Origin of the sequence: Faunimonas pinastri, from assembly GCF_900110915.1 — a bacterium.
Taxonomy (GTDB): Bacteria; Pseudomonadota; Alphaproteobacteria; order Rhizobiales; family Afifellaceae; genus Faunimonas; species Faunimonas pinastri.
Genome location: NZ_FOFG01000016.1, coordinates 1 through 23,880, shown reverse-complemented (window position 1 = coordinate 23,880; position 23,880 = coordinate 1). Strand labels below are relative to the sequence as shown.

At 65.4% G+C, this 23,880-nt stretch carries 20 protein-coding genes; 13 read left to right on the top strand and 7 right to left on the bottom strand.

The window, feature by feature from the left end; genetic code table 11:
• The first annotated feature begins 85 nt into the window (after nucleotides 1–85).
• A complete protein-coding gene (deoC, locus tag BMY25_RS17325) occupies nucleotides 86–778 on the top strand; it encodes a deoxyribose-phosphate aldolase (RefSeq protein ID WP_092498895.1) in 693 nt (230 codons plus the stop codon).
• Between the two features lie 24 nt (nucleotides 779–802).
• Here the strand turns inward: deoC and BMY25_RS17320 are convergent, their stop codons facing one another.
• The 3 genes from BMY25_RS17320 to BMY25_RS17310 are packed head-to-tail and all read right to left on the bottom strand — an operon-like array spanning nucleotide 803 to nucleotide 3,871.
• The gene (locus BMY25_RS17320) at nucleotides 803–1,501 is read right to left on the bottom strand and encodes a ThuA domain-containing protein (protein WP_092498893.1); all 699 of its coding nucleotides are present in this window, start codon (nucleotides 1,499–1,501) and stop codon (nucleotides 803–805) included.
• Nucleotides 1,502–1,529: 28 nt separating this feature from the next.
• On the bottom strand, nucleotides 1,530–2,627 hold the full coding sequence (locus BMY25_RS17315) for a Gfo/Idh/MocA family protein (protein ID WP_092498891.1): 1,098 nt from the start codon (nucleotides 2,625–2,627) through the stop codon (nucleotides 1,530–1,532).
• Entirely contained in the window at nucleotides 2,603–3,871 is a 1,269-nt protein-coding gene (locus BMY25_RS17310; RefSeq protein ID WP_092498889.1) for an ROK family transcriptional regulator, read from the bottom strand. Before BMY25_RS17310 ends, BMY25_RS17315 begins: the two co-directional genes overlap by 25 nt.
• A 263-nt stretch (nucleotides 3,872–4,134) precedes the next feature.
• Here BMY25_RS17310 and BMY25_RS17305 point away from each other — a divergent pair, with 263 nt between their 5' ends.
• The 4 genes from BMY25_RS17305 (at nucleotide 4,135) to BMY25_RS17290 (ending at nucleotide 8,451) form a co-directional block, all read left to right on the top strand.
• On the top strand, nucleotides 4,135–5,436 hold the full coding sequence (locus BMY25_RS17305; protein WP_092498887.1) for an ABC transporter substrate-binding protein: 1,302 nt from the start codon (nucleotides 4,135–4,137) through the stop codon (nucleotides 5,434–5,436).
• Nucleotides 5,437–5,511: 75 nt separating this feature from the next.
• Nucleotides 5,512–6,453 (top strand): carbohydrate ABC transporter permease, encoded by a 942-nt coding sequence (locus BMY25_RS17300; RefSeq protein WP_092498885.1) that lies wholly within the window; start codon nucleotides 5,512–5,514, stop codon nucleotides 6,451–6,453.
• On the top strand, nucleotides 6,446–7,294 hold the full coding sequence (locus BMY25_RS17295; RefSeq protein ID WP_092498883.1) for a carbohydrate ABC transporter permease: 849 nt from the start codon (nucleotides 6,446–6,448) through the stop codon (nucleotides 7,292–7,294). The genes BMY25_RS17300 and BMY25_RS17295 overlap by 8 nt, the downstream gene beginning before the upstream one ends.
• A gap of 128 nt (nucleotides 7,295–7,422) precedes the next feature.
• Nucleotides 7,423–8,451 (top strand): LLM class flavin-dependent oxidoreductase, encoded by a 1,029-nt coding sequence (locus BMY25_RS17290; RefSeq protein WP_092498881.1) that lies wholly within the window; start codon nucleotides 7,423–7,425, stop codon nucleotides 8,449–8,451.
• An 88-nt stretch (nucleotides 8,452–8,539) separates the two neighbouring features.
• On the opposite strand, the gene BMY25_RS17285 is transcribed toward BMY25_RS17290, so the two are convergent.
• Nucleotides 8,540–8,830: a hypothetical protein gene (locus BMY25_RS17285; protein ID WP_092498879.1), complete on the bottom strand. Its 291-nt coding sequence runs from the start codon at nucleotides 8,828–8,830 to the stop codon at nucleotides 8,540–8,542.
• A gap of 106 nt (nucleotides 8,831–8,936) precedes the next feature.
• Nucleotides 8,937–9,578: a TetR/AcrR family transcriptional regulator gene (locus BMY25_RS17280; protein ID WP_092498877.1), complete on the bottom strand. Its 642-nt coding sequence runs from the start codon at nucleotides 9,576–9,578 to the stop codon at nucleotides 8,937–8,939.
• Between the two features lie 205 nt (nucleotides 9,579–9,783).
• Here BMY25_RS17280 and BMY25_RS17275 point away from each other — a divergent pair, with 205 nt between their 5' ends.
• From BMY25_RS17275 to BMY25_RS17255, 5 genes are all read left to right on the top strand, one after another.
• A complete protein-coding gene (locus BMY25_RS17275; RefSeq protein ID WP_304529035.1) occupies nucleotides 9,784–10,995 on the top strand; it encodes an efflux RND transporter periplasmic adaptor subunit in 1,212 nt (403 codons plus the stop codon).
• Nucleotides 10,996–11,003: 8 nt separating this feature from the next.
• Nucleotides 11,004–14,168, top strand: a complete 3,165-nt coding sequence (locus BMY25_RS17270) for an efflux RND transporter permease subunit (RefSeq protein WP_092498875.1) — start codon at nucleotides 11,004–11,006, stop codon at nucleotides 14,166–14,168.
• 96 nt (nucleotides 14,169–14,264) lie between these two features.
• Nucleotides 14,265–14,819 (top strand): cytochrome b/b6 domain-containing protein, encoded by a 555-nt coding sequence (locus tag BMY25_RS17265; protein WP_092498873.1) that lies wholly within the window; start codon nucleotides 14,265–14,267, stop codon nucleotides 14,817–14,819.
• Nucleotides 14,820–14,959: 140 nt separating this feature from the next.
• On the top strand, nucleotides 14,960–16,456 hold the full coding sequence (locus BMY25_RS17260; RefSeq protein WP_092498871.1) for a DHA2 family efflux MFS transporter permease subunit: 1,497 nt from the start codon (nucleotides 14,960–14,962) through the stop codon (nucleotides 16,454–16,456).
• A 500-nt stretch (nucleotides 16,457–16,956) separates the two neighbouring features.
• Entirely contained in the window at nucleotides 16,957–18,315 is a 1,359-nt protein-coding gene (locus BMY25_RS17255) for an MFS transporter (RefSeq protein ID WP_092498869.1), read from the top strand.
• A 65-nt stretch (nucleotides 18,316–18,380) separates the two neighbouring features.
• Here BMY25_RS17255 and efp read toward each other — a convergent pair whose 3' ends face one another.
• Complete coding sequence (efp, locus tag BMY25_RS17250) at nucleotides 18,381–18,947, bottom strand: elongation factor P (RefSeq protein WP_092498867.1); 567 nt, start codon at nucleotides 18,945–18,947, stop codon at nucleotides 18,381–18,383.
• Nucleotides 18,948–19,075: 128 nt separating this feature from the next.
• On the opposite strand from efp, the gene epmA reads away from it, so the two are divergent.
• The 3 genes from epmA to BMY25_RS17235 are packed head-to-tail and all read left to right on the top strand — an operon-like array spanning nucleotide 19,076 to nucleotide 22,236.
• Nucleotides 19,076–20,155 carry an EF-P lysine aminoacylase EpmA gene (epmA, locus tag BMY25_RS17245; RefSeq protein ID WP_092498865.1) on the top strand — a complete coding sequence of 360 codons (1,080 nt, stop codon included), beginning with the start codon at nucleotides 19,076–19,078 and terminating at the stop codon, nucleotides 20,153–20,155.
• On the top strand, nucleotides 20,152–21,228 hold the full coding sequence (locus BMY25_RS17240) for a lysine-2,3-aminomutase-like protein (protein ID WP_092498863.1): 1,077 nt from the start codon (nucleotides 20,152–20,154) through the stop codon (nucleotides 21,226–21,228). The genes epmA and BMY25_RS17240 overlap by 4 nt, the downstream gene beginning before the upstream one ends.
• 39 nt (nucleotides 21,229–21,267) lie before the next feature.
• Nucleotides 21,268–22,236: a 2-hydroxyacid dehydrogenase gene (locus BMY25_RS17235; RefSeq protein ID WP_092498861.1), complete on the top strand. Its 969-nt coding sequence runs from the start codon at nucleotides 21,268–21,270 to the stop codon at nucleotides 22,234–22,236.
• A gap of 51 nt (nucleotides 22,237–22,287) precedes the next feature.
• Here the strand turns inward: BMY25_RS17235 and BMY25_RS17230 are convergent, their stop codons facing one another.
• On the bottom strand, nucleotides 22,288–23,319 hold the full coding sequence (locus tag BMY25_RS17230) for an NAD(P)-dependent alcohol dehydrogenase (protein ID WP_092498859.1): 1,032 nt from the start codon (nucleotides 23,317–23,319) through the stop codon (nucleotides 22,288–22,290).
• Nucleotides 23,320–23,880 lie beyond the last annotated feature (561 nt).

Sequence of the window (23,880 nt, the reverse complement as noted above, 5' to 3'; positions counted from 1 at the left end):
TCAGGTTGGCTGTCAGCGAGGGAACCTGTAGATCGGTCCGGCGCAGCACCGATCCGTGCCGCGTCAGCGATCCCCAGGGACCCGAATGCTCCAGAAGATTTCACCCGGCGCGGGCGCTCTCGCCCGCTTCATCGATCACACGCTTCTCAAGCCCGACGCGCTTCGCGCCGACATTCTCCGCGTCTGCGACGAAGCCGTCGAGCACGGCTTCTTCTCCGTCTGCGTCAACGGCGTGCATGCCAGGGCAGTCGCGGAACGGCTGCAGGGCTCTGCCGTGAAGACCTGCGTGGTGATCGGCTTTCCGCTGGGCGCCATGAGCACGGTCGCGAAAGTGGCGGAAACGCGGGACGCGATCGCCTCCGGCGCGGACGAGATCGACATGGTGCTCGACATCGGCGGCCTCAAGGACGGCGACCTCGACCGCGTGCGCGCCGATATCGCGGCGGTGAAGCAGGCGTGCGGCGAGCGCGTGCTCAAGGTGATCTTTGAAACCTGCCTCCTGACCGTTGCGGAAAAGGAAACGGCGTGCCGGCTCTCCGTCGAAGCCGGAGCCGATTTCGTGAAGACCTCCACCGGCTTCGGCAAGTCCGGCGCGACCGCGCAGGATATCGCCCTGATGCGGCGGACCGTCGGTGACCGCGCCGGCGTGAAGGCTTCCGGCGGCGTGCGCAACCGCGACGATGCGCTTGGCATGATCGAGGCCGGGGCCACCCGCATCGGCACCAGCAACGGCATCGCCATTGTCGGCGGCGGGACGGCGGCGGCCGGCAGCTACTAGGCCGCGCACCGCCGACGCCGGGGTTCAGGCAGCCGGAACGGTCTCGGCGGCCCGCGCCGTTTCGCCCTGCTCTTCCGGCCTGCGCGCCGCCCAGAGCATGCCGCGCTGGAAGATCGTACGCATTTCCGGCACGTCGAACTCGGACGCCACGTGGCCCAGCGAGGAATAGAAGACGCGGCCCTTGCCGTGCTTCCGTTTCCACACCACCGGCATTACCACCCCGTCGATCCACCAGGCATGCTCGCCGGAAAACCGCGTCGTGGCGAGCACCTCGTTGGAGGGGTCGACATGCATGTAATATTGCTCGGAATGGTAGGGGAAGCTCTGGACGCCCCGCATGATCGGGTCGTAGGGCCGGGTCACGTCCACGCGATAATCGATGATGTTGCCGGGATGCGCGACCCATTGGCCGCCGACCATGAACTGGTAGTCCACCGCCTCGCGGAAGGCGTCGCCCATGCCGCCGTGCCAGCCGGCGAGACCGACGCCGCCTTCCACGGCCTTGGTGAGCATCGCCACCTCCTCCTTTTCGATCTTCGACATCGTGTAGATCGGGACGATTAGGCTCATGTCCTGGATGGCGGGATCCGCGAAGGCCTCCGTCGTGTTCTCCACATAGACCTTGAAGCCCGCCTCCTTCAGCATGCCTTCCACGACGCGGGCGCCCTGCTCGGGCTCGTGCCCGCTCCAGCCGCCCCAGACGATCAACGCTTCCTGCTGCATGCTTTCCTCCCTTGATTTGAGCGGCGGCTCAGCCGAGGCGGCCGTCGACGAGATTGCGGCCCAGTGCTTCCGGCCGCTCGGGGCGGCTTTCGATGGCGATGTGGCGCCCCTCTTCGGAGGAGCGACCGAAGGCTTCCATGACCTCCAGCACATGCAGCGCGAGGTCGCCATTGGCGCGATGCGGGCGATGCCCACGGATCGCGTGCGCCATGTCGGCGAGCCCGATGCTGCGGTAATTGCCGTCGGCATAGGGCATGTGGGTCGCGACATCCGTCCACTCGCCGCCCTTCTTCATCTCCTGGATCTGGCCGCCGAAATAGTTCGGATCCGGCACGATCAGCGTCCCCTCGGTGCCGTAGAGCTCAAGCGGCACATGCTTGTGGCCGGCGACATCGAAGCTCATGCCGATCTGCACGGCCGCGCCGTTGGCGAATTCCATCAGCCCGGTCACATGCGTCGGCACATGAACCGGGATGCGCTCGCCGCGCTTCGGCTCGCTGGCGATCTCCCGCTCGCGGCGCGGCGTGGTGGCAAGGCCGGCGACACGCGACACCGGCCCCAGCAGGTTGACGAGATCGGTGATGTAATAAGGTCCCATGTCGAGCATGGGACCGCCGCCTTCCTCGTAATAGAAGGCGGGATTGGGGTGCCAGCGCTCGTGGCCGGGGCACATGAAGGTCGCAGTGCCGCCGACAGGCTGGCCGATCGCCCCCTCGTCCACCAGCCGACGCGCCGTCTGGTGCGAGCCGCCGAGAAAGGTATCGGGCGCGCAGCCGACGCGGACGCCCTTTTGTTTCGCCCGCTCAACCAGCCGGCGCGCATCGGCAAGCGCGATGCCGAGCGGCTTTTCGGAATAGACGTGCTTGCCCGCCTCGACCGCCCGCAGGCCGACTTCGACATGGGCCTTCGGGACGGTCAGGTTCAGCACGATCTCGATCGCGGGATCGGCCAGAAGCTCGTCGACGCCGGTCGCCTTCAGCCCGAACTCGGCGGCCCTCGCCTCTGCCGCCTGCGGCATCGCGTCGGCGACGGCCCGGATATCGAGCACGGGAAAGCCCTGCGCGGCCTTGAGATAGGCACCCGAAATGTTGCCGCAGCCGATTATTCCAATCGCGACCCTGTCCATGGGGCGGTTTCCTCCTGATGATTGATGGGGGCCGGACCTCTGGCGGGTCCTGTGGTGCCCCAAGGGGCGCCGTAGAGTTCCCGAAGCGCGGTCGCCGCAGCGCCCCGCGCCCAGGCGCTGTCGTCCATGTCGTCCGTGACGAGCTCCGTCACGTCGGAAAGGTAAGGCGGCACGGCGCGCGCCAGGGCCTGCCGCAGGCTGCCGACGAGATCCTCGCCGAGCGCCAGGCTGCTGCCGACCAGCACCACGCGAGGCGGCGCGAAGAGCGTGACGAGATTGGCGACCGCGAGCCCGATGGCACGGCCCGCCGTCGCCGCCGCCTGCCGGTAGGACGGGCGCTCCGCTTCCAGCACGCCGCCCTTCCCCATCAGATGCGCGAGGCCGCGACCGAGCCGTGCGGCGTCGATCAGTTGCGGGTCCTCGCCGCAGGACGCGAGGATGGCGGGCTCGGCGGCGAAATCGGCCAGCCGCGAGATGGCGGCGCTGCCGGGCGACGAGGTCACGAGGTCGCCGAGATTGAAGCTGATGCCGCGCGCGCCGCGATAGATCTGTCCTTCATGCATGACGCCGAGGCCGATCGACTGCTCCAGCGTGACGACGAGGAAGTTGTCGAGGTCGCGACAGAGGCGGAACCAGTGCTCGGCGACGGTCACCGCATTGGCGTCGCTCTCGATCAGCACGGGAAGGTCGAGGCGGGCCAGCAGCGCATCGCGCAACCCCGTCGGCGACTTGCGCAGCACAGGGCTGTAGCGGATCAGGCCGCTGCCATGCTCCACCACGCCGGGCAGGCTGACGCAGACGCTGTTGATCTCCTTGAGCGACAGCCTCGCATCGGCGACGCAACGCCGGATCGCGTCTTCCACCAGGTCGGCGACGACGCCGGGGGGCTGCCTTTCCACCCGCACGGGCAAGGTGAGGCTCGCCAGCACGTCGCCCAGGAAGTTCGTGACGACCGCGACGATGCGATGCGCGCCGATCTTCACGCCGACCACACGCGCCGCGTCCGGGTTGAGCTCCAGCATCACACGGGGGCGGCCCCGCGCCGTGCTCCTGATATCGCCCACCTGCCGGGGCGCGATCAGGCCCTCCTCGATCAGCAGGCCGGTGATCTGCGAGACGGTGGTCGCGCTGAGCTCCGTCCGCTCCGAGATCTCGACCCGCGCGATCGGCCCATGCCGCCTGATCGTATCCAGCACGTGGAAGCGATTGATCGCCCGCATCAGTTCGGGGTCGGCCGTCTTCATTCAGGAACCTGCTGGCTGCCGGGCAGGATCATTAATCCCGGCCACGTAATAAATTCGCCGGATGCGGCCTCTGTCAAGCGCCGGATGCGGCCACGGATCGCCTGCCGAAATTTCCTCCGAATCCGGTGGATTGCTGCACCGCGATAGCGCACACGCAGCGAAGAAGCCGGATCTGCCCAGCTTGACAGGCCGGAAACTTAGGGACAGCTTAAATCCGCATACAAAAATAAAGCTGCCTCGATGCGGCTGCCCGGGAGGAACGCATGCTGAAGAGCTTGGGGCGCCGACGCGCCGTTCGCACGCTGGCCCATGTCGGCGCGATCGCCGGAATGCTGGCCGGAACGTTGATGGTTTCCACGGCGGCGCTGGCGGATACCACGGTCCACTGGCTGCATCTGGAGCAAAACCCGCCTATCGTCGCCTACTGGCGGCAGGTGGCGGATGAGTACGAGAAGGCTCATCCCGGCGTGAAGATCGACATGCAGTACCTGGAGAACGAGGCCTACAAGGCCAAGCTCACCACGCTGCTGCAGTCCAAGTCCGCGCCCGACATCATCTATTCCTGGGGCGGCGGCGTTCTCGACGAGCAGATCAAGGCCGGCGTGATCAAGGACATCACGGCCGACGTCGACAAGAGCTATTCCGACCAGTTCAACCCGACCTTCTGGACCGCCTTCAATCGCGACGGCAAGCAGTGGGGCATCCCTCACCTCGCCTCGGAAGTCGCGTTCTTCTACAACAAGCCGCTGATGCAGAAGGCCGGCGTCGATCCCACCACCATCAAGACCTGGGACGATTTCCTCGCGGCGGTGAAGAAGATCAAGGCGGCCGGCATCACCCCGATCATCGCCGGCGGGGCCGACAAGTGGCCGCTGCATTTCTACTGGTCCGACCTGGCGCTGCGCATCGGCGGCGAGCAGGCCTTCAAGGACGCCATGGCCGGCAAGGGCGACGGCTTCGCCAGCCAGACCTTCGTCAAGGCAGGCGAGATGATGAAGCAACTGACCGACCTGCAGCCCTTCCAGCCCGGTTATCTCGGCGCCACCGCCCCCGACGCCTACGGCCAGTTTGGCGACGGCAAGGGCGCGATGGAGCTGATGGGCGACTGGCTCTACACCAGCCAGAAGTCTGGCGCGGCCAATGGCAAGGGCATCTCCGATGCCGATCTCGGCATGATGGAGTTCCCGGCCGTCAAGAACGGAGCGGGCAAGCCCACGGATACGCTTGGCGGCGTCAACGGCTGGCTCGTCACGAAGAACGCCCCGCCCGAAACCGTGGATTTCCTGAAGTTCTTCGTCACGCTCGACCATGAGAGATACATGGCCAACCATGGCTTCTTCATCCCGGTGATGAAGGGCGCGTCGGACGAGATGCAGAACCCGATCTACAAGAAGATCGCCGACGACCTCACCCACTCCACCTATCACCAGATCTTCTACGACCAGTTCCTCGGTCCCAATGTCGGCCGCGTGGTCAACGACGTCACGACAGACCTCGCTTCCGGCGCGACCACGCCGAAGGAAGCCGCCCAGGCCGTGCAGGACGCCTGGGCGATGGAGCACTGATCGCGCGAACGATCTCCGATCGTGGCGGACGGCCGCACCGTCCGCCGTTCATCCGGTTCGGCTTGGAGCAGGCGAATGGCCTTCAGCGACGCGGTTCCGAAAACAATCAAGCAGGGGACGCTAGGCGGGCGGTCGCTTTCCGCGCGGCAGGGCAGGATCGGCAGCAACTGGACGGTGCTTGTGCTCTTCCTGCCGCCGGCCTTGCTGCTCTTCACCCTGTTCGTGGTAATCCCGATCCTTCAGGCCGGCTGGTATTCCTTCTTTGACTGGAACGGCTACGGCAGGCCCGACCATTTCGTGGGGATGCGGAACTACCTGCTGCTTCTGAAGCAGCACGCGTTCCGAACGGCGCTCACCAACAACGTCCTCATCATCGTCGTTTCGCTCGTGGTGCAGCTGCCGCTGGCGCTCTGGCTCGCGACGCTGCTGGCCCAGCGCATTCGCGGCGCGGTTGCCTTCCGCATGATCTTCTTCCTGCCCTACGTCCTGGCGGAAATCGCGGCGGGCATGATCTGGCGGTTCGTCTATGACGGCGATTACGGCCTCGTCGCATCGCTGGCGCACGGGCTTGGCTTTCAGTCGGTCTACCTCCTCGCCGACCGCAATCTCGCGATGTACGCGATCATCGTCGTCATCGTCTGGAAGTATTTCGGCTTTCACATGATGCTCTATATCGCCGGGCTGCAATCGATCGACCGCTCCTATTACGAGGCGGCGGAGATCGACGGGGCGACGCGGGGCCAGATGTTCCGGCGCATCACGCTGCCGCTGCTGAAACCCACCATCGTGCTGACGGTGTTCTTCTCCGTCATCGGCTCGATGCAGCTTTTCGACCTGATCATGCCGATGACGCGGGGCGGCCCCTCCGACTCCACGCAGACCATGGTGACCTATCTTTATTCCTACGGGATCACCCGCATGCGGATCGGCTTCGGCAGCGCGGTCGGCGTCACCCTGTTCCTGATCTGCGTGATCTTCGCGTTCGGCTACAAGAAGGCGTTCATGCGCAATGAGTAGCGTTAACACGTCGCGCCGCCCCTTCAACCTCCGCCCGATCTATGTCTATGGCGTGCTGATCCTGATGGCGGGCATCGTCCTGATCCCGCTGGTCGCCACGGCGCTTGGTGGCTTCAAGAGCGTCGGCGAACTCCGCACCGATCCGTTCGGCCTGCCCCGGCACTGGAACTTCGACGCTTACGGCCAGATCCTCGCCAGCGGCCGTTACTGGCAGATGCAGCTGAATTCGCTGATCATCGCCTGCATGACGGTGGTGCTGACGCTGGCGGTGGCCTCCATGGCGGCCTTCGTCTTCGCGCAGGTGAAGTTCTTCGGCTCGGAGTTCCTGCTCAGCTATTTCCTGCTCGGCCTGATGTTTCCGGCGGCGACCGCGATCCTGCCGCTCTTCATCAAGATCCGCGATCTCGGCCTGCTCGACACCTATTGGGGCGTGGCGCTGCCGCAGGTGGCCTTCGGGCTCGGCATGAGCATCCTGCTCTTCCGAAATTTCTTCAAGCAGATCCCCGAGGAACTTCTGGATGCGGCGCTGATGGACGGCTGCAGCTACATCCGATTTTTCTGGTCGATCACGTTGCCGCTGTCCCGGCCGATCCTCGCCACCGTCGGCATCGTTACCTTCGTCACCAGCTGGAACAACTACCTGCTGCCGCTGATCCTGCTCAACAGCGAGAGCAAGTATCCCTGGCCGCTCGGCATCATGCTCTATCAGGGCGAATATACGAGCGCTTGGAACATGATCCTCGCCTTCGTGACGCTGACGATCCTGCCGACGATCATCGTCTTCTTCGCGGCGCAGAAGCATATCGTGGCGGGCCTCACCTCCGGCGCGGTGAAGGGTTGAGTTTCGCGCTTGTTCCTGGAGGCTATTGCAAAGCCCGGCTGACCATCCCAGATGGTTACGAACTGTAACCTGCCCCGAGATACAGACCTCCTTGCGGAGATCATCGAGGGGCATGGCCGGAGGCTTACATGATCCCGTTCTCCATCCTCGACCTTGCCTTTATCGTGCAGGGCGCCAAGCCAGCCGACGCGCTGCATCATGCGCGCGATCTGGCGCAGCATGCGGAGAAATGGGGCTACAACCGGTTCTGGCTGGCCGAGCATCACAACATGCCGGGCATCGCCAGCGCCGCGACGTCGGTGGCGATCGGCTATGTCGCTGAGGGCACTAAGACCATCCGCGTCGGTTCCGGCGGCATCATGCTGCCAAACCACGCTCCAATGACGATCGCGGAGCAGTTCGGCACGCTGGAAGCGCTATATCCCGGTCGTATCGATCTCGGTCTCGGTCGCGCTCCCGGCACGGACCAGCGCACGCTCCGCGCGCTGCGCCGCGACCCCGCGACGGCCGACAATTTCCCCCAGGACGTGCTGGAACTGCAGGCCTTCCTGGGCGAGGTTCAGCCCGGCCAGACACTGCAGGCGGTGCCTGGCGGCGGCTCGAACGTGCCGCTCTGGATCCTCGGCTCCAGCCTCTTCGGCGCGCAACTCGCGGCCATGCTCGGCCTGCCCTATGCGTTTGCCTCGCATTTCGCGCCAGACGCCCTGTATCAGGCGCTGGAGGTCTACCGCGAGCGGTTCGAGGCCTCCGAGCAGCTTTCCAAGCCCCATGCGATGGTCGGCGCCAACGTCACCGTCGCCGAGACGGACGAGGAAGCGCGCTATCTCTTCACCAGCGCCCAGCAGCAGTTCGCCAACCTTTTCCGCGGCGCACGCAGCCAGCTGCAGCCACCGATCGACGATATCGAGAGCTATTGGTCACCGTCGGAAAAGGCGCAGGCCTCGCGCATGCTGACCTGTGCCTTCGTGGGGTCGCCGGAAACGGTGAAGCGCGGCCTGTCCGCCTTTATCCGGGAGACGGCGGCGGACGAAATCATGGTCACCGCGCCGATCTACGACCATGCCAAGCGGCTGCGTTCTTACGAATTGCTGGCGGAAATCCGCGATTCCCTTGCCGCCGAAGCGGGACAGCAGGACCGCGCTACCCGGACCGCCTGACCGGAACCGCCTGATTCCGGGGCCTGATCCGAGTTAAAGCGAAGGGCCGAGCCGTGTCGCCCGGCCCTTTACCAGAAGGGGGCGCGGCCTATCGGCCGAGTTCGCTGTCGTCCTGGCCGTCCATCGTGTGGGCGAGATGGACCGTCCCGCGCTCGGTCGGACGGAGGGCCGCAGCGGCCATGCGCTTCACGCTGCCGTCGCCGCTGATGAAGCTGTCCCGGGTCGTCCTGTCATTATCGGTGCCCTGGGATGTCTGCATTCCCATGATCGGAGCCGGGCGGCTGGTGACCGGCGATGTTTGCGCACCGGCCGTGCCGGCGCCGAGCGAGGCGCTCACGAAAAGCAAGGCGAACGTTGCCGCCACGAGACGGGACTTCATGGTTTCCTCCGATTTGGCCGATCGCCAGACTCGCAGAAAACCCGTGGCGACGTAAGGGGCCCTTTCGAGCGATCGGCCGATCGCGGCCCAAAATGGCGTGAACCGCTCAGCCGCGCCGATACATGCGGGCGAAGGTCGCCACGATCCGCGGCAGGCGCGCTTTCGCGGCAGGGATTTCCGACCTGAACCGGTCGGAGAACAGAAGGCGGAAGTGCAGCCCGCCGAATGCGAGCGCAAGCAGCTGGTCCGCCGCCTCGCGCGGATCGGCGATCTGCCAGCACTCGCGCTCGGCGATGAATTCCAGGAGCCGGATGAGATCCAGCGGGCCGGGCTCCAGAATCGTTCGGGCGAAGGCGTCGCTGCCCTCCGGCTCGATATGCGCGTCGCCGATCAGGGCGCGCAGCAGGGTGACGTTGGAGGGAGAGAACACCACGTTCATGATGTCGGAGAGGTGGGCGGTAAGCCGGCTCTCGCCGTCTGCCCCATGTTCACTGAGGTCGGGCCCCTTGCCCGCCGGATTCTTGCATTCCAGAAGGGCGGAAAGAACGGCGCCCTTGGTGGCGAAAAATCGATAAAGCGTCTTCTTGGCCATCCCGGCCTCGCGCGCGATATCCTCCATGGTGCTCTCGCCATAGCCCTTGGCGGCAAAGACGACCTGCGCCGCGGCGGTGAGCTGACCGACCCGTTCTTCATCGGAAAGCCGTGGACGCCGGCTCCGTGAAGCCGGATCGTCATCCGGATTTGTCATTTCCCCACCATGTCGTATTTTTCTATTGTATCGCACGCGCTTGTGAGCGGCGGCTCTTGAGCTTGCCGGTTGCAAAGATAGCGCAGACCACTATTAAAGGAAACGAGATCGTTTCCTGTTAAACAGCCGCCGAGTTTTCCCTCGTACGAACCTCCGGGTTGCTGCGATAATCGGGACACACGCTCGGGCCCGGAGAGCCACCTACATGATGTCGTTGAAAAGGTCAGCCGTCTGGAGTGCTGCCGCCCTGCTCCTCGCCACGTCGCTCGCGGCCTGCCAGAAGAAGGACCAGCAGGCCGGCGGCCAGCAGCAAGCGCATACGCAGCAGGTCGGCGTCGTCACCATTCATCCGCAGCGCGTGCAGATCACGACCGAACTGCCCGGCCGGGTGTCCCCCAGCCTGATCGCCGAGGTTCGCCCGCAGGTGAACGGCATCATCCAGAAGCGCCTCTTCGAGGAAGGCTCTGAGGTGAAGGAAGGCGACGTTCTGTATCAGATCGACCCGTCCAGCTATCAGGCGGCCTTCGACAGCGCCGAGGCGGCGCAGCAGAAGGCGCAGGCTGTCTTCTCCAGCGCGCAGACCAAGTCGAACCGCTACAAGCAGCTCACGACCAACGCCGTCAGCCAGCAGACGATCGAGGACGCGTCCGCCGCCGCCGAGCAGGCGAATGCCGACGTCGCCGCCGCCAAGGCCAATCTGGAAACGGCGCGCATCAGCCTGAACTACACCAAGATCACCGCCCCGATCTCCGGCCGCATCGGCACCTCATCGCTGACGCAGGGCGCATTGGTGACCGCCAACCAGACCACGGCGCTGGCGACCATCCAGGCGCTCGATCCGATCTATGTGGACGTGACGCAGTCGGCGAGCGAGATCCTGCGCCTGCGCCGCGAATTCGAGAGCGGCCAGCTCCAGCGCCAGAACGATGACGTGAAGGCCCAGCTCCGGCTGGACGACGGCACGCTTTACAATCAGGAAGGTACGCTGCGCTTCACCGACGTCACCGTCGGCGAGAGCACCGGCACCGTTTCGCTTCGCGCGACCTTCGCCAATCCCGACCGCATCCTGCTGCCCGGCATGTTCGTGCGCGGCATCGTGCAGGAAGGCGTGAACGACAAGGGGCTGCTCATTCCGCAGCGTGGCGTTTCCCGAAATCCGCGTGGCCTGGCCACCGCCCTCTTCGTCACCGCCGACAACAAAGTCGAGCAGCGGACCATCCGGGTAAGCCGCACGATCGGCACCAACTGGCTGGTCGACAGCGGCGCCAAGGACGGTGACCGCGTCATCGTGGAAGGCCTGCAGAAGGTCAGGTCGGGCGACACCGTTCAGGCACAGGAAGTGGCAGCCGACAACGCCACCGATTCCACCGATTCCAAGCCCGGGGCTTCGCAGCCTCCCGCAGCCTCGAAGGGCTAAGCCACTCCATGGTCCGTTACTTTCTAGACAGGCCGATCTTCGCCTGGGTGATCGCGATTGTGATCATGCTGGCGGGTGCGCTGTCCATCCTCCGTCTCCCGATCGCGCAATATCCGACGATCGCTCCGCCGACCGTGCGCATCAGCGCGACCTATCCCGGCGCGTCCGCGGCGACCGTTGAAACCTCGGTCACCCAGGTGATCGAGCAGAACATGAAGGGCCTCGACAACCTTCAGTACATGTCGTCAACCAGCGATTCCAGCGGCAGCGTCAGCATCACGCTGACCTTCAGCAGCGCCGCCGACGCGGACATCGCTCAGGTGCAGGTGCAGAACAAGCTGCAGCTGGCGACAAGCCTCCTGCCCCAGTCGGTGCAGCAGCAGGGCGTCACGGTCACGAAGTCCTCCTCCGCCTTCCTGATGGTGGCCGGCTTCGTTTCCGAGGACGGCAGCATGGATGCCACCGACCTCGCCGACTACATCGCCAGCAATATCCAGGATCCGGTGAGCCGCGTGGAGGGCGTGGGCGATCTCCGCGTCTTCGGCGCCCAGTATGCCATGCGCATCTGGCTCGACCCGATGAAGCTGGAGAAATACGGGCTGATGCCGAGCGACATCACGTCGGCGGTGGAAGCGCAGAACACGCAGGTCTCCGCCGGCCAGCTCGGTGGCACGCCCTCCACCAAGGAGCAGATGCTGAACGCCACCATCACGGCGCAGAGCCGTCTGCAGACGGTGGATCAGTTCGGCGGTATTTTCCTGCGCACGGCCAGCAACGGTTCCTCGGTCTATCTGCGCGACGTTGCCCGCATCGAGATCGGCGCGGAGAGTTATGACGCCACGGCCGAGTTCAACGGCAAGCCCGCAACGGGTCTCGCCGTGAACCTCGCCACCGGCGCCAACGCGCTGGATACGGCCGACGCGGTCAAGACCGAGATCCAGACCCTTTCGAAGTCGTTTCCGAAGGGTCTGACGGTCGTCTATCCCTACGACACGACGCCTTTCGTGAAGCTCTCGATCGAGGAAGTGGTGAAGACGCTGGCGGAAGCCATCGTGCTTGTCTTCCTCGTCATGTACCTGTTCCTGCAGAACCTGCGCGCCACCTTGATCCCGACGATCGCGGTGCCCGTGGTGCTGCTCGGCACCTTCGGCATCCTGTCGGCGGCCGGCTTCTCCATCAACACGCTGACGATGTTCGGCATGGTGCTGGCGATCGGCCTGCTCGTCGACGATGCCATCGTGGTCGTAGAAAACGTCGAGCGCGTGATGGGCGAGGAAGGGCTGTCGCCCAAGGAAGCCACCGCGAAATCCATGGAGGAAATCACCGGCGCGCTGATCGGCATCGCCCTCGTGCTTTCCGCCGTGTTCGTGCCGATGGCCTTCTTCGGCGGCTCCGTCGGCGTCATCTACCGACAGTTCTCCCTCACCATCGTTTCCGCGATGGCGCTGTCCGTCATCGTCGCCCTGATCTTCACGCCGGCGCTCTGCGCCACGCTGCTGAAGTCGGGCAGCGAGCACATGACGCATCGGGGCCCCCTCGGCTGGTTCAACCGCGGCTTCGAGGCGACGAACCGCGGCTACCACAGCGGCGTCGGCGGGATCATCCGCAGGCCCTGGCGCTTCGGCCTTCTCTACGTGATCCTGGTCGTGGTGCTGGGTTTCCTGTTCGTCCGTCTGCCCACCTCCTTCCTCCCCGAGGAAGACCAGGGCATCCTGATGACGCAGATCCAGCTGCCGGTCGGCTCCACCCAGCAGCAGACGCTGAAGGTAATCGACCAGGTCCGCGACTACTACCTGAACAAGGAAAAGGATAACGTCGACGCCGTCTTCTCCGTGGCGGGTTTCAGCTTCGGCGGTACAGGCCAGAATGTCGGCCTCGCCTTCGTGAAGCTGAAGGACTGGAGCGTCCGCAAGCAACCCAACCAGAAGGCGCAGGCCATTGCCGCCCGCGCCATGGGTGCCTTCTCGCAGATCAGGACGGCGCAGATCTTCGCTCTCGCCCCGCCCGCCGTGCAGGGCCTCGGCAATTCCAACGGCTTCGACTTCTACCTGCAGGACCAGAACGGTGCAGGGCATGAGAAGCTGATGGAAGTGCGCAATCAGCTCCTCGGGCTGGCGGCGAAGGACCCGATGCTGGCCGGCGTCCGTCCGGGCGGTCAGGACGACACGCCGCAGTTCCAGGTCGATATCGACCAGGCCAAGGCGGGCGCTCTCGGACTGTCGCTCTCCGACGTGAACGCCACCCTGTCCACGGCCTGGGCCGGCAGCTACGTCAACGATTTCACCGATCGCGGCCGGGTGAAGAAGGTCTATGTGCAGGGCGATGCGACGTCGCGCATGAACCCGGAAGACCTTAACAAGTGGTACGTTCGCAACTCCAGCGACAGCATGGTGCCGCTCTCGGCCATCATCAACACCAAGTGGACCTACGGTTCGCCGCGGCTGGAGCGCTATAACGGCATCTCCGCGGTCGAGATCCAGGGCCAGGCGGCACCGGGCGTGAGTTCCGGCGATGCGATGAACGAGATCGAGAAGCTGATGGGCCAGTTGCCCGCCGGCTTCGGCCATGAATGGACGGGCCTGTCCTATCAGGAACGGCTGTCCGGCAGCCAGGCACCTGCCCTCTACGCGATCTCGCTGCTGGTCATCTTCCTCTGCCTCGCGGCGCTCTACGAGAGCTGGTCCATTCCGTTCTCGGTCATGCTCGTCGTGCCGCTGGGCGTCGTGGGCGCACTCGTCGCGGCGACCGTGTTCGGCCTTTCCAACGACGTCTACTTCCAGATCGGTCTGCTCACGACCATCGGCCTTGCCGCGAAGAACGCGATCCTGATCGTGGAATTCGCCAAGGACGAGCAGGAAAAGGGCAAGAGCGTCGTGGATGCGGCGATGGAGGCCGCACGCCTGCGCCTGCGTCCGATCGTGATGACCTCGCTTGCCTTCATCCTCGGCGTGCTGCCGCTTGCGATCAGCACCGGCGCGGGTTCGGGCAGCCAGAACGACATCGGCATCGGCGTCATCGGCGGCATGCTGGCGGCAACGACGCTCGGCATCTTCTACGTGCCGCTGTTCTTCGTGCTGATCCGCGGACGGCTCGCCCGCCGACGCAAGCCGACGGCGCCGCCCTCCCCGCCAGCGCCTCCGGCGGAACCGGGCAACAACCCGGCGCATGCCTGAGGACCGACACATGCTCCGCCCGGACCGGGCGGAGCCACCCGAACCGGCCGGCGCTTCCACGAGGCGCCGGCTTTTCCATGTCGCGGAGACGCCGAGATGCGCCTGACCGGCCAATGCCCGCCGCGCTCGTCCGGCCGCGGCTACAGCGGAGCCGAGATCGCGCTTCACTGGTCCATCGCCGCGCTGCTTCTCGTGCAATGGTTTACGCGAGCCTCCATGCGCCTCCTGTGGCAGGCCTTTTCCGGCCAGGGCGACCCCATCATCCCCTTCGGCGAGCAGTTGAAGGAAGCGCTTCACATGGTAAGCGGCATCACGCTGTTCTTCCTTGCGGCCATGCTGCTCTTCCAGATGCGCGGCCGTTCTCTGGAGGGTGGCCCCACCTCGGGAACGCCTCGCGAAACTCTGGCGCGCTGGACGCAACGCGGATTGGCCTTCACCGTGCTGCTGCTGCCGGTGTTCGGCACCGGGGCGGCCGGTCACTCACCAACGGCCGCAACGCTTCACGTGATCTTGACGCGCGTGCTTCTAGCCCTTCTCGCCCTGCATCTGACGGGCACGCTCTGGCACCTCCTGCGACGAGACGGCCGCTTCCGGGCCATTCTCGTGCCGGCCCACGCCACCGAGGCCGGAGAACCCCCGGCAAAGACATGACAGGCCTGTGCGATATGCGCTTTGCCGCAGGTACGAAGCACCCTATATCGGTTCTGTCCCCTTATTGATCGGCCCTCCCGGACCGACCTCGTTCGTTTCGTCTCCCGCGCCGGCGATCGACGTGGAAGCGGCTGGTGATCATGTCCGAGCAAGTCTTCAGCGCCGTCGCAGCGCCTGCACAAAAGTCTAATTTCCGCACCGTCGCGCTGATCATCGCCAGCGCCATGTTCATGGAACAACTCGACGCCACGGTGCTCGCGACGGCCCTGCCCACCATGGCGCGGGACTTCGGCGTGACAGCCGCCCATATGAGCGTGGCGCTCACCTCCTACCTCCTCAGCCTCGCCGTCTTCATTCCCGCCAGCGGCAAGATCGCCGACCGGTTCGGCGCCAAGAACGTCTTCCGCATCGCGATCGCCATCTTCACGCTGGGTTCGATCCTGTGCGGGCAGGCTCCGAGCCTGGGCTTCCTGGTCTTCGCGCGATTCCTTCAGGGGCTCGGCGGCGCCATGATGATGCCGGTCGGCCGCCTCGTGCTGCTGCGAAGCGTGGCGCGGTCCGACATGATCTCCGCCATGTCCTGGCTGCTCGTTCCGGCCCTTATCGGCCCGATCATTGGTCCGCCGGTCGGCGGCCTGATCGTCAGCTATCTCGACTGGCGCTGGATTTTCTACATCAACGTCCCGATCGGCGTTCTGGGCATCACGCTGGTTTCGATATTCATCGGGGACATCCGCGAGGAAAAGCCGGGCCGCTTCGATTTCCTGGGTCTCGTGCTCTCTGGCGTATCGCTGGGCTCGCTGCTCTTCGGCTTCGAGATGGGAAGCCGTGACGGCGGCGGCCCCGACATCGCGATCCTGATCGGCGTCGGCCTCGTCAGCGGCATCCTCTACGTGCTGCACGCACGGCGACACCCGGAGCCCATCCTCGATCTTTCGCTGATGCGGATTCGCACCTTCAATCTTTCGGTGATCGGCGGCTCGCTCACCCGCATCACGCAGGGTGCGCATCCTTTCCTCCTGCCCCTGATGATGCAGATCGGCTTCGGTCGCTCCGCCGCGGAAAGCGGCCTCATAACCTTTGCCACCGCCATGGGCTCCATGAGCATGAAGGCCATGGCTCCGATCATCCTGAGGCGGATGGGGTTCCGGATATCGCTGGTGGTGAACGGCGTGATCGCCAGCCTCTGCTACGCCGTCTGCGCCGCCTTCCGGCCGGACTGGCCGTCCTCGGTCATTTTCGCGGTGCTGCTGGTCAGCGGCTTCTTCATGTCGTTCCAGTTCACGGCCTACAACACCGTCGCCTATGACGAGATCCCGGCCTCCAGGATAAGCTCGGCGACGAGCTTCTACACGACGTTCCAGCAGCTGATGCTGTCCTTCGGCATCTGCGTCGCGGCGACCGCGCTTCACCTTTCCACGCTTGTCAACGATCATCCCCGCCCGGTGCCATCCGATTTCTCCGCGGCCTTCCTGACCGTGACGGCCATTTCTCTGCTGGCGACCTACTGGAACCTCAAGTTCCCCCGCAATGCGGGTGCCGACATCAGCGGCCACAAGCAGCAGAAGAAGAGCCGGACCGCGACCCGCCGCCAGGCGGAGGCGATCGCCAGCAACGCGGAAGACACGGTCGACTGACGCGGCGGAACATGCTGGCCGGGCGCTCTCGTGCATTTGACCGGGTCGGCGCCAGGGGTATTTCGCAGGAGCGCCACCGCAGCGGCGGGGCGTGCTCCCCCGGCCTTCCGATGCCGCCGCACCGCCGCGACCGTGAGCAGGACGGACGACGCGAGCCTGAACCTCCGGCCTGAAGCCCGTCATCCCGCCCGGCAATCAGACACGGCGCGCCTGAACGACAGACAAAAAAAGAGGCCGCACGGTTTGCACCGGCGGCCCTAAGTCTAGGGAGGAAACGCCCTATAAGGGCGAGCCCCATGTATAGATTTTCCGTTGCAGCGCAGCAAGCTCATGGGCGGATTGCTGCTATGCAAAATTGAGGCGGTAGAGGACAGCTGCGGGACGAAAAGCCGCTCGCAGCTCCGTCATTCGCGTCTGTACAAAGGGGGCGCTACCGATATACCTGCCGGCGTGCCTGGCATCTTCGGCCCGCCCCGTTCCTCCCGACGAAAAGCAAGTTCATGCAAGACGGCATTCCCAATCCGCAGCGCGGTCTCGCCTTCCTCACGATCGGTATCGCCCTGACCATGGCTGTGCTGGACGGGGCGATCGTCAACGTCGCCCTGCCCTCCATAGCCAAGGACCTGCAGATCAACTCGTCGGAGGTGATCTGGGTTCTGAATGCCTACCAGCTCGCGGTCACGGTCTCGCTGCTGCCGCTTTCGTCGCTGGGCGAAATCCTCGGCTACAAGCGGATCTACTGGTCGGGCCTGGCGATCTTCACCCTCGCATCGTTCCTCTGCGCCAATTCCACCTCGCTGACCTTCCTGATCCTCGCGCGCGTGCTGCAGGGCTTCGGCGCGGCCGGCATCATGAGCGTCAACATCGCGCTGGTCCGCTTCATCTTCCCGCAGCGACTGCTCGGGCAAGGCGTGGGCTACACCGCACTGGTGGTTGGCGTCTCGTCGGCGGCCGGGCCCAGCGTCGCCGCGGCGATCCTGTCCGTCGCGCATTGGGAATGGCTCTTCCTGGTCAACGTGCCGCTTGGCATCCTCGCGCTGATCATCGCCGCGAAGACCCTGCCGCGGACGCCCCTTTCCAGTCATCGCTTCGACTGGAAGAGCGCGATCCTCAATGCGCTCACCTTCGGACTGCTGATCATCGGCATCGACGGGCTAAGCCATCATCAGGATCTCACCATACCGCTGGCGGAACTCGGCGCGGCGATCCTGATCGGCATCGTCTTCGTTCGCCGTCAGCTTTCCCTTCCAGCGCCTATGCTGCCGGTGGATCTCCTGCGCCGGCCGATCTTCGCGCTCTCCATGGCGACGTCCTTCTGCTCCTTCTCCGCTCAGATGCTGGCTTTCGTCTCCCTGCCCTTCTTCTTTCAGGACGTCCTGGGAAAGACGGACACGCAGACCGGCCTGCTGATGACGCCGTGGCCGCTGGCCACCGCCATGATGGCGCCGATCGCCGGCCGTCTCGCCGACCGGTTCGAGCCGGGCAAGCTCGGCGGCATCGGCCTCGCCTTCATGGCCGCCGGCCTTGCCGCGACGGCGCTGCTGCCGGCGCATCCCAGCACACTGGACATCGTCTGGCGGCTGGCGCTGACCGGCTTCGGCTTTGGCCTTTTCCAGTCGCCGAACAACAAGGCGATCATTTCCAGCGCGCCGCGCAACCGCAGCGGTGGCGCCAGTGGCCTGCAATCAACGGGACGCCTCGTGGGGCAATCCGTCGGCGCGGCGCTGGTCGCCGGAATCTTCGGGCTCTTTACGCACAACCAGACACAGGTCGCGCTCTGGCTGGGCGTGGCGCTCGCTCTGGGCGGCGCGACGGCCAGCAGTTTCCGCCGCCTGACCCGCGACACAGCGGAAAGCTGATCGCCCAAACGCAAAAGGCCGCCCCGAATGGAGCGGCCTTGTCAAAAACCCGGGGAAGGAGCGCCTCAGTCCTTGGCGCGCTCGACGTAGGAACCATCCGACGTCATGACGACGACGCGCGTGCCGGTCGCGATATGCGGCGGAACGGCGGAACGGACGCCGTTGGAGAGGATCGCCGGCTTGTAGGAGGAGGACGCCGTCTGCCCCTTCATGGTGGGCTCCGTCTCCGTCACTTCCAGGGTGACGCGCTGCGGCAGCTCGATCGCCACGGCGACGCCTTCGAAGACGGAGATATGGCAGGCCATGCCTTCCTGCAGGTACACCGCCTGGTCGCCCAGCACGTCGCCGGTCACCGGAATCTGGTCGAAGCTTTCCGGGTTCATGAAGACATAGGCTTCACCATCCTGATAAAGGTAGGTGTATTCCTGCTCCTCGACATAGGCGCGTTCGACCTGCTCGGTGGTCTTGTAGCGCTGCACGGTCTTCACGCCGTCGGACAGCCGGCGCATTTCGACCTGCGTCGTGGGGGTGCCCTTGCCGGGGAAGAAGCTTTCCGCCGTCAAAACGGTGAAAAGCTGGCCATCCAGCTCAAGGATGTTTCCCTTGCGAATGGAGCTCGCGATAACCTTCACGTCTTGACCTCAATAAGCGATATGTCTGTGAGCCGGCCCGGACCGCCGGCAGTTTGGGCGCACCATAGTGATATCGGGCGGAATGACCAGCCTTCTTGCAGGGCGCGACGCGTAAAGAGATAGAAGACATGGCCTCTGTTTCACCCTGGTGGCATCGCGATATTCATGCCGACCGCCGCCCTTTCCTTCTGGCGCGCAACCGGATCGTCAACGCGCTCCGTGGCTTCTTCATGGACGAGGACTTCATCGAGGTGGAGACCGCGGCCCTGCAGGTTTCGCCCGGCAACGAAACGCATCTTCATGCCTTCCAGGCCGACCTCATCGGCCCCGATGCGTCGCGCACGCCCTTCTATCTCCACACGTCCCCGGAATTCGCCTGCAAGAAGCTTCTGGCGGCAGGCGAGGAGCGGATCTTCACGCTGGCGCATGTTTTCCGCAACCGCGAGCAGAGCGCCCTGCACCATCCGGAATTCAGCATGCTGGAATGGTATCGCGCCGGCGAGCCCTACCATCGGCTGATGGAGGATTGCGCCGCGCTGATGCGGCTGGCGGCGCAAGCGGCGGGCGCCGACGTTTTCCGCTTTCGAGGGCGGGAGGCCGATCCCTTCGCCGAGCCGGAGCGCCTGCCCGTGCCGGAGGCCTTCTCCCGCTTCGCCGGGCTCGACCTGATGGCAACGCTTCCCGCCCACGCCGACGCGGCCCCCGAACCGGGGCGGCTGGCAGAAGCGGCCGCCGCGATCGGCATCCGCACGGCTGCCGACGACACCTGGTCGGACATCTTCAGCCGTATCCTTTCCGACCGGATCGAACCGCATCTCGGTTTCGGCCGGCCGACGATCCTGCTCGACTACCCCGCGAGCGAGGCGGCGCTGGCCCGTCGCAAACGGTGCGATCCGCGCCTGTCGGAACGGTTCGAGCTCTATGCCTGCGGCGTGGAACTGGCGAACGGCTTCGGCGAACTGACCGATGCGGCCGAGCAGCGCAGACGCTTCGAGGCGGACATGGCGGAAAAGCAGAGGATCTACGGCGAGCGCTATCCGCTGGACGAGGATTTTCTCCAGGCGCTCGCCACCATGCCGCCGGCGAGCGGTATCGCGCTCGGGCTAGACCGCCTGGTCATGCTGGCGACCGGGGCCGCGCGCATCGAGCAGGTGATCTGGACACCGCTCGCCACTCCTTCCCACGCGATGCCGGGCCGTTCGACGTGACGGGACGGACCCTTCGCCGCCCGGCCCATCTGGCGAAAGCCGGCCTCGTCGCGCCCGAGCGGCTGCCGGCGCTGGAGGCCGTCGCCGCGCGCTATGCCGTGTCCATCAGCCCGGCCATGGCCGATCTCATCGACGCCGCCGATCCGGGCGATCCCATTGCCCGCCAGTTCGTGCCGGACGCCGCCGAGCTCCACCATCTGCCGGAGGAGCGCGACGACCCCATCGGCGACCATCCGCATAGCCCGGTTCCCGGCCTGGTCCATCGTTATCCCGATCGCGTGCTCCTGAAGCTCGTCCATGTCTGCCCGGTCTATTGCCGCTTCTGCTTCCGTCGCGAGATGGTCGGCCCGAGCCAGCCGACGATGCTCTCCGACGAGACGCTGGATGAAGCTTTGGCCTATGTCGCGGCCCGGCCGGAGATCTGGGAGGTCGTCATCACCGGGGGCGATCCGCTGATCCTGAGCCCGCGCCGGATCGCGGAGCTGGGCGAAAGGCTGGCGACCATCGAGCACGTGAAGGTCGTGCGCTGGCACAGCCGCGTTCCCGTGGTCACTCCCGACCGCGTGGACGCCGCGATGGCCTCAGCACTGCGGATCGCGGGCAAGGCAATCTATGTCGTGGTTCATTCAAATCATCCGCGCGAGCTGACACCTCCCGCCTGCGCCGCCCTCGCCACGCTTGCCGATGCCGGCATCCCGCTGCTCAGCCAGTCCGTGCTGCTTCGCGGGGTCAACGACGACCCGGCGGTGCTCGGCCTCCTGATGCGCCGCTTCGTGGAGAACCGGGTGAAGCCCTATTACCTCCACCATGGCGACCTCGCGCCCGGCACGTCGCACTTCCGCACCACGATCGACGAGGGACAGGCGGTCATGCGCGCGCTCCGGGGTCGCTTCTCCGGGCTCTGCCAGCCGACCTACGTGCTCGATATCCCGGGCGGCCACGGCAAGGTGCCGGTCGGCCCGAACTACGTTTCGACAGAAGATGGCGCGTGCACGGTGGAGGATATCCATGGGGTCGCGCATCCCTACCCGCCGCGTTCGGAAGCTCAGGACGGGGGTAGCGGCAGCCGGTAGGCCGGATTAGAAGTCGCAGGGCAATACCGGGGAGGAACCATGCTCGACAAGAACACCAATGTGCTGATTACCGGCCCCATGCTGCCGCATGTCATGGATCAGCTCGATCATGCCTTCACTGCGCACCGCCCCTGGGAAGCCGCCGACCGGGACGCTTTCATCAGAGATATCGGGCCGAGCATTCGCGGCATCGCGACCGGCGGCGGCCATACTCAGATCGACGGCGCGTTCCTCGATCGCCTGCCCAATCTCGAGATCGTTGCAAATTTCGGCGTCGGCTACGACAATATCGACGCTGCCGAAGCGGCCCGGCGTGGCGTGATGGTCACGCACACGCCTGACGTTCTGAGCGACGAGGTCGCCGATCTCACCATCGGCCTGCTGCTCGCGACGCTCCGCCAGATCCCGCAGGCCGATCGCTATCTTCGCGCGGGCAAATGGACGGAGCGCCCCTTCGCCCTTTCGCCGACGCTGCGCAACCGTAAGATCGGCATCATGGGCCTCGGCCGCATCGGCAAGGCCATCGCAAACCGCCTCGTGCCCTTCGGCGTCGAGATTTCCTATTTCGGCCGCACCCGCAAGGCCGACGTGGATTTCCGCTTCTATAGCGACCTCGTGGCGATGGCGGCTGCCGTGGATGTGCTGGTCGTGGTGACACCTGGTGGCGTGGAGACGACGCATCTTGTGAACGCCGAGGTGCTCGCCGCGCTCGGACCTGAGGGCGTGCTGATCAACGTGGCGCGTGGCAGCGTCGTGGACGAACAGTCGCTGATCCGGGCGCTTGCCGACAAGACCATTCTCGGCGCGGGCCTCGATGTCTACGAGCACGAGCCAGAGGTACCGGCCGAACTGATCGCGATGGAGCATGTGGTCCTGCTGCCGCATATCGGCTCGGCCTCGGCGGAAACGCGCCGCGCCATGGGCCAGCTGGTCGTCGACAATCTGATCACATGGTTCTCCGGCAAGGGACCGCTAACCCCGGTCCGCGAGACGCCCTGGCCCCGGTAAGCTCGCCGGCGCGAGAGTGAGCCGGCCTTCAGAGGCCGGCCACCCCCTGTTCTAGAGCTTGATCTGCAGCTTCACGTCGCCGGGGCGTCCCTCCGCGGCGCGCTCAAAGGCCCCGATGCTGTCGTCGAAGGCGAAGGTCTCGCTGATCAGTGGCTTCAGGTCGACCTTACCCGAAGCGATCATCGCAAGCGCACGATCGAAGACATTGGCGTAGCGGAACACCGTCTCGATCCGCACTTCCTTAGTCGTCGCGGACGACACGTCGAACGGCACCGGCTCCACCGGCAGGCCGACCAGCACCAGGCAGCCGCCCGGCCGCACGAGGTCGAAGATACCTTCATAAGCGCGCGCGCTGCCGCTTGCCTCGAAGATCACGTCGGCGCCCCAATCGTCGCTCGCCTCCGCAACCGCCTCCTTCAGCGGCTTCTCGCGGATGTTCACCGGGATGACGCCGGCATAACGCGCCGCCTGTTGCAGTTTCTCCGTCACGAGATCCGCCACGATCACGCGGCTGCAACCGCCGGCAAGGGCCGCAAGCGCCACCATGATGCCGATCGGACCGGCGCCGATGACGACGCCAAGGTCGCCCGGCGCGATCTTCGCCTTGACCGCCGCCTGCAGGCCGACGGCGAAGGGCTCCACCATCGCGCCTTCCGCGAAGGAGACGTTATCCGGCAGCTTGAAGGTGAAAGCGGCGGGATGGACGACCGACGCGGTCAGGCAACCGTGAACCGGCGGCGTAGCCCAGAAGCTCACGCTCGGATCGACATTGTAGAGCCCGAGCTTGGACGCGCGGGACTCCAGATCAGGAATGCCCGGCTCGACGCAGACGCGGTCGCCGACCTCGAAGTTCGTTACGGCGCTGCCGACCTCCGTCACCGTGCCGGAAGCTTCGTGGCCGAGCACCATGGGCTCGTTCACCACGAAGGGCCCTATGCGGCCATGCGTATAATAATGGACGTCGCTGCCACAGACGCCCACCGTGTCGATCTTGATCCTGAGATCCTTGGATCCGAGTTCCTGCGGCAAGTCGATGTCCCTCAACGACAGCTCGCGAACACGCTCCAGAACAAGTGCCTTCATTTCCGTCCCTTGCTTTTCTTGGCAAAGTCGACACGCCGACTTTCAGCATGATCGTAGCCCATCAGAGGCGGCAATAGCAGTACGGGCGACAGGATTTCGCGAGCTTGAGGCGATGGCTGCACAGGCGTGCGGGCGTGCTCGGGCCGAAGCGATGGATCGACGACGAGGGGCAAAGGAGAACCGGGAGTGGTGGTTCGCCCCTAAGTTCGGCTCGGGCCGGGAAAGCTGGTCCGGCTGGTCTCAGAGCGATGGCTTAGCCTCCGCGGCACCTGAACCTCCGCGACCGCCGATCCCGATGTCCACCATAGACTGTTGCACCGGGTCGCACAGAGCGGTTGCTTTGCCGTGGGGTGCATATGAACCTCCGCCAGCAGGCCCTGGACCTTCGCCTACAGGTCGAGCCGTGCTGCGGCGAGTAAGGTGTTGAGGTTTGTCTCGTGGTGGAGCCCGTCGAACCGCGCTCCGGCCCGGGCCTTACGGTTCTCGCCTGCGCGGCACCCAAGCTTCCGCAGCCCCCGATCCGGAGGCTCATCTCGGCTATTGGACAGGATCGAGGAGTGT

Excerpts from the sequence above, each read along its gene's own strand:
- deoC (WP_092498895.1), top strand. The coding sequence starts at position 86 with ATGCTCCAGAAGATTTCACCCGGCGCGGGCGCTCTCGCCCGCTTCATC.
- BMY25_RS17320 (WP_092498893.1), bottom strand. The coding sequence starts at position 1,501 with ATGCAGCAGGAAGCGTTGATCGTCTGGGGCGGCTGGAGCGGGCACGAG.
- BMY25_RS17315 (WP_092498891.1), bottom strand. The coding sequence starts at position 2,627 with ATGGACAGGGTCGCGATTGGAATAATCGGCTGCGGCAACATTTCGGGT.
- BMY25_RS17310 (WP_092498889.1), bottom strand. The coding sequence starts at position 3,871 with ATGAAGACGGCCGACCCCGAACTGATGCGGGCGATCAATCGCTTCCAC.
- BMY25_RS17305 (WP_092498887.1), top strand. The coding sequence starts at position 4,135 with ATGCTGAAGAGCTTGGGGCGCCGACGCGCCGTTCGCACGCTGGCCCAT.
- BMY25_RS17300 (WP_092498885.1), top strand. The coding sequence starts at position 5,512 with ATGGCCTTCAGCGACGCGGTTCCGAAAACAATCAAGCAGGGGACGCTA.
- BMY25_RS17295 (WP_092498883.1), top strand. The coding sequence starts at position 6,446 with ATGAGTAGCGTTAACACGTCGCGCCGCCCCTTCAACCTCCGCCCGATC.
- BMY25_RS17290 (WP_092498881.1), top strand. The coding sequence starts at position 7,423 with ATGATCCCGTTCTCCATCCTCGACCTTGCCTTTATCGTGCAGGGCGCC.
- BMY25_RS17285 (WP_092498879.1), bottom strand. The coding sequence starts at position 8,830 with ATGAAGTCCCGTCTCGTGGCGGCAACGTTCGCCTTGCTTTTCGTGAGC.
- BMY25_RS17280 (WP_092498877.1), bottom strand. The coding sequence starts at position 9,578 with ATGACAAATCCGGATGACGATCCGGCTTCACGGAGCCGGCGTCCACGG.
- BMY25_RS17275 (WP_304529035.1), top strand. The coding sequence starts at position 9,784 with ATGATGTCGTTGAAAAGGTCAGCCGTCTGGAGTGCTGCCGCCCTGCTC.
- BMY25_RS17270 (WP_092498875.1), top strand. The coding sequence starts at position 11,004 with ATGGTCCGTTACTTTCTAGACAGGCCGATCTTCGCCTGGGTGATCGCG.
- BMY25_RS17265 (WP_092498873.1), top strand. The coding sequence starts at position 14,265 with ATGCGCCTGACCGGCCAATGCCCGCCGCGCTCGTCCGGCCGCGGCTAC.
- BMY25_RS17260 (WP_092498871.1), top strand. The coding sequence starts at position 14,960 with ATGTCCGAGCAAGTCTTCAGCGCCGTCGCAGCGCCTGCACAAAAGTCT.
- BMY25_RS17255 (WP_092498869.1), top strand. The coding sequence starts at position 16,957 with ATGCAAGACGGCATTCCCAATCCGCAGCGCGGTCTCGCCTTCCTCACG.
- epmA (WP_092498865.1), top strand. The coding sequence starts at position 19,076 with ATGGCCTCTGTTTCACCCTGGTGGCATCGCGATATTCATGCCGACCGC.
- BMY25_RS17235 (WP_092498861.1), top strand. The coding sequence starts at position 21,268 with ATGCTCGACAAGAACACCAATGTGCTGATTACCGGCCCCATGCTGCCG.
- BMY25_RS17230 (WP_092498859.1), bottom strand. The coding sequence starts at position 23,319 with ATGAAGGCACTTGTTCTGGAGCGTGTTCGCGAGCTGTCGTTGAGGGAC.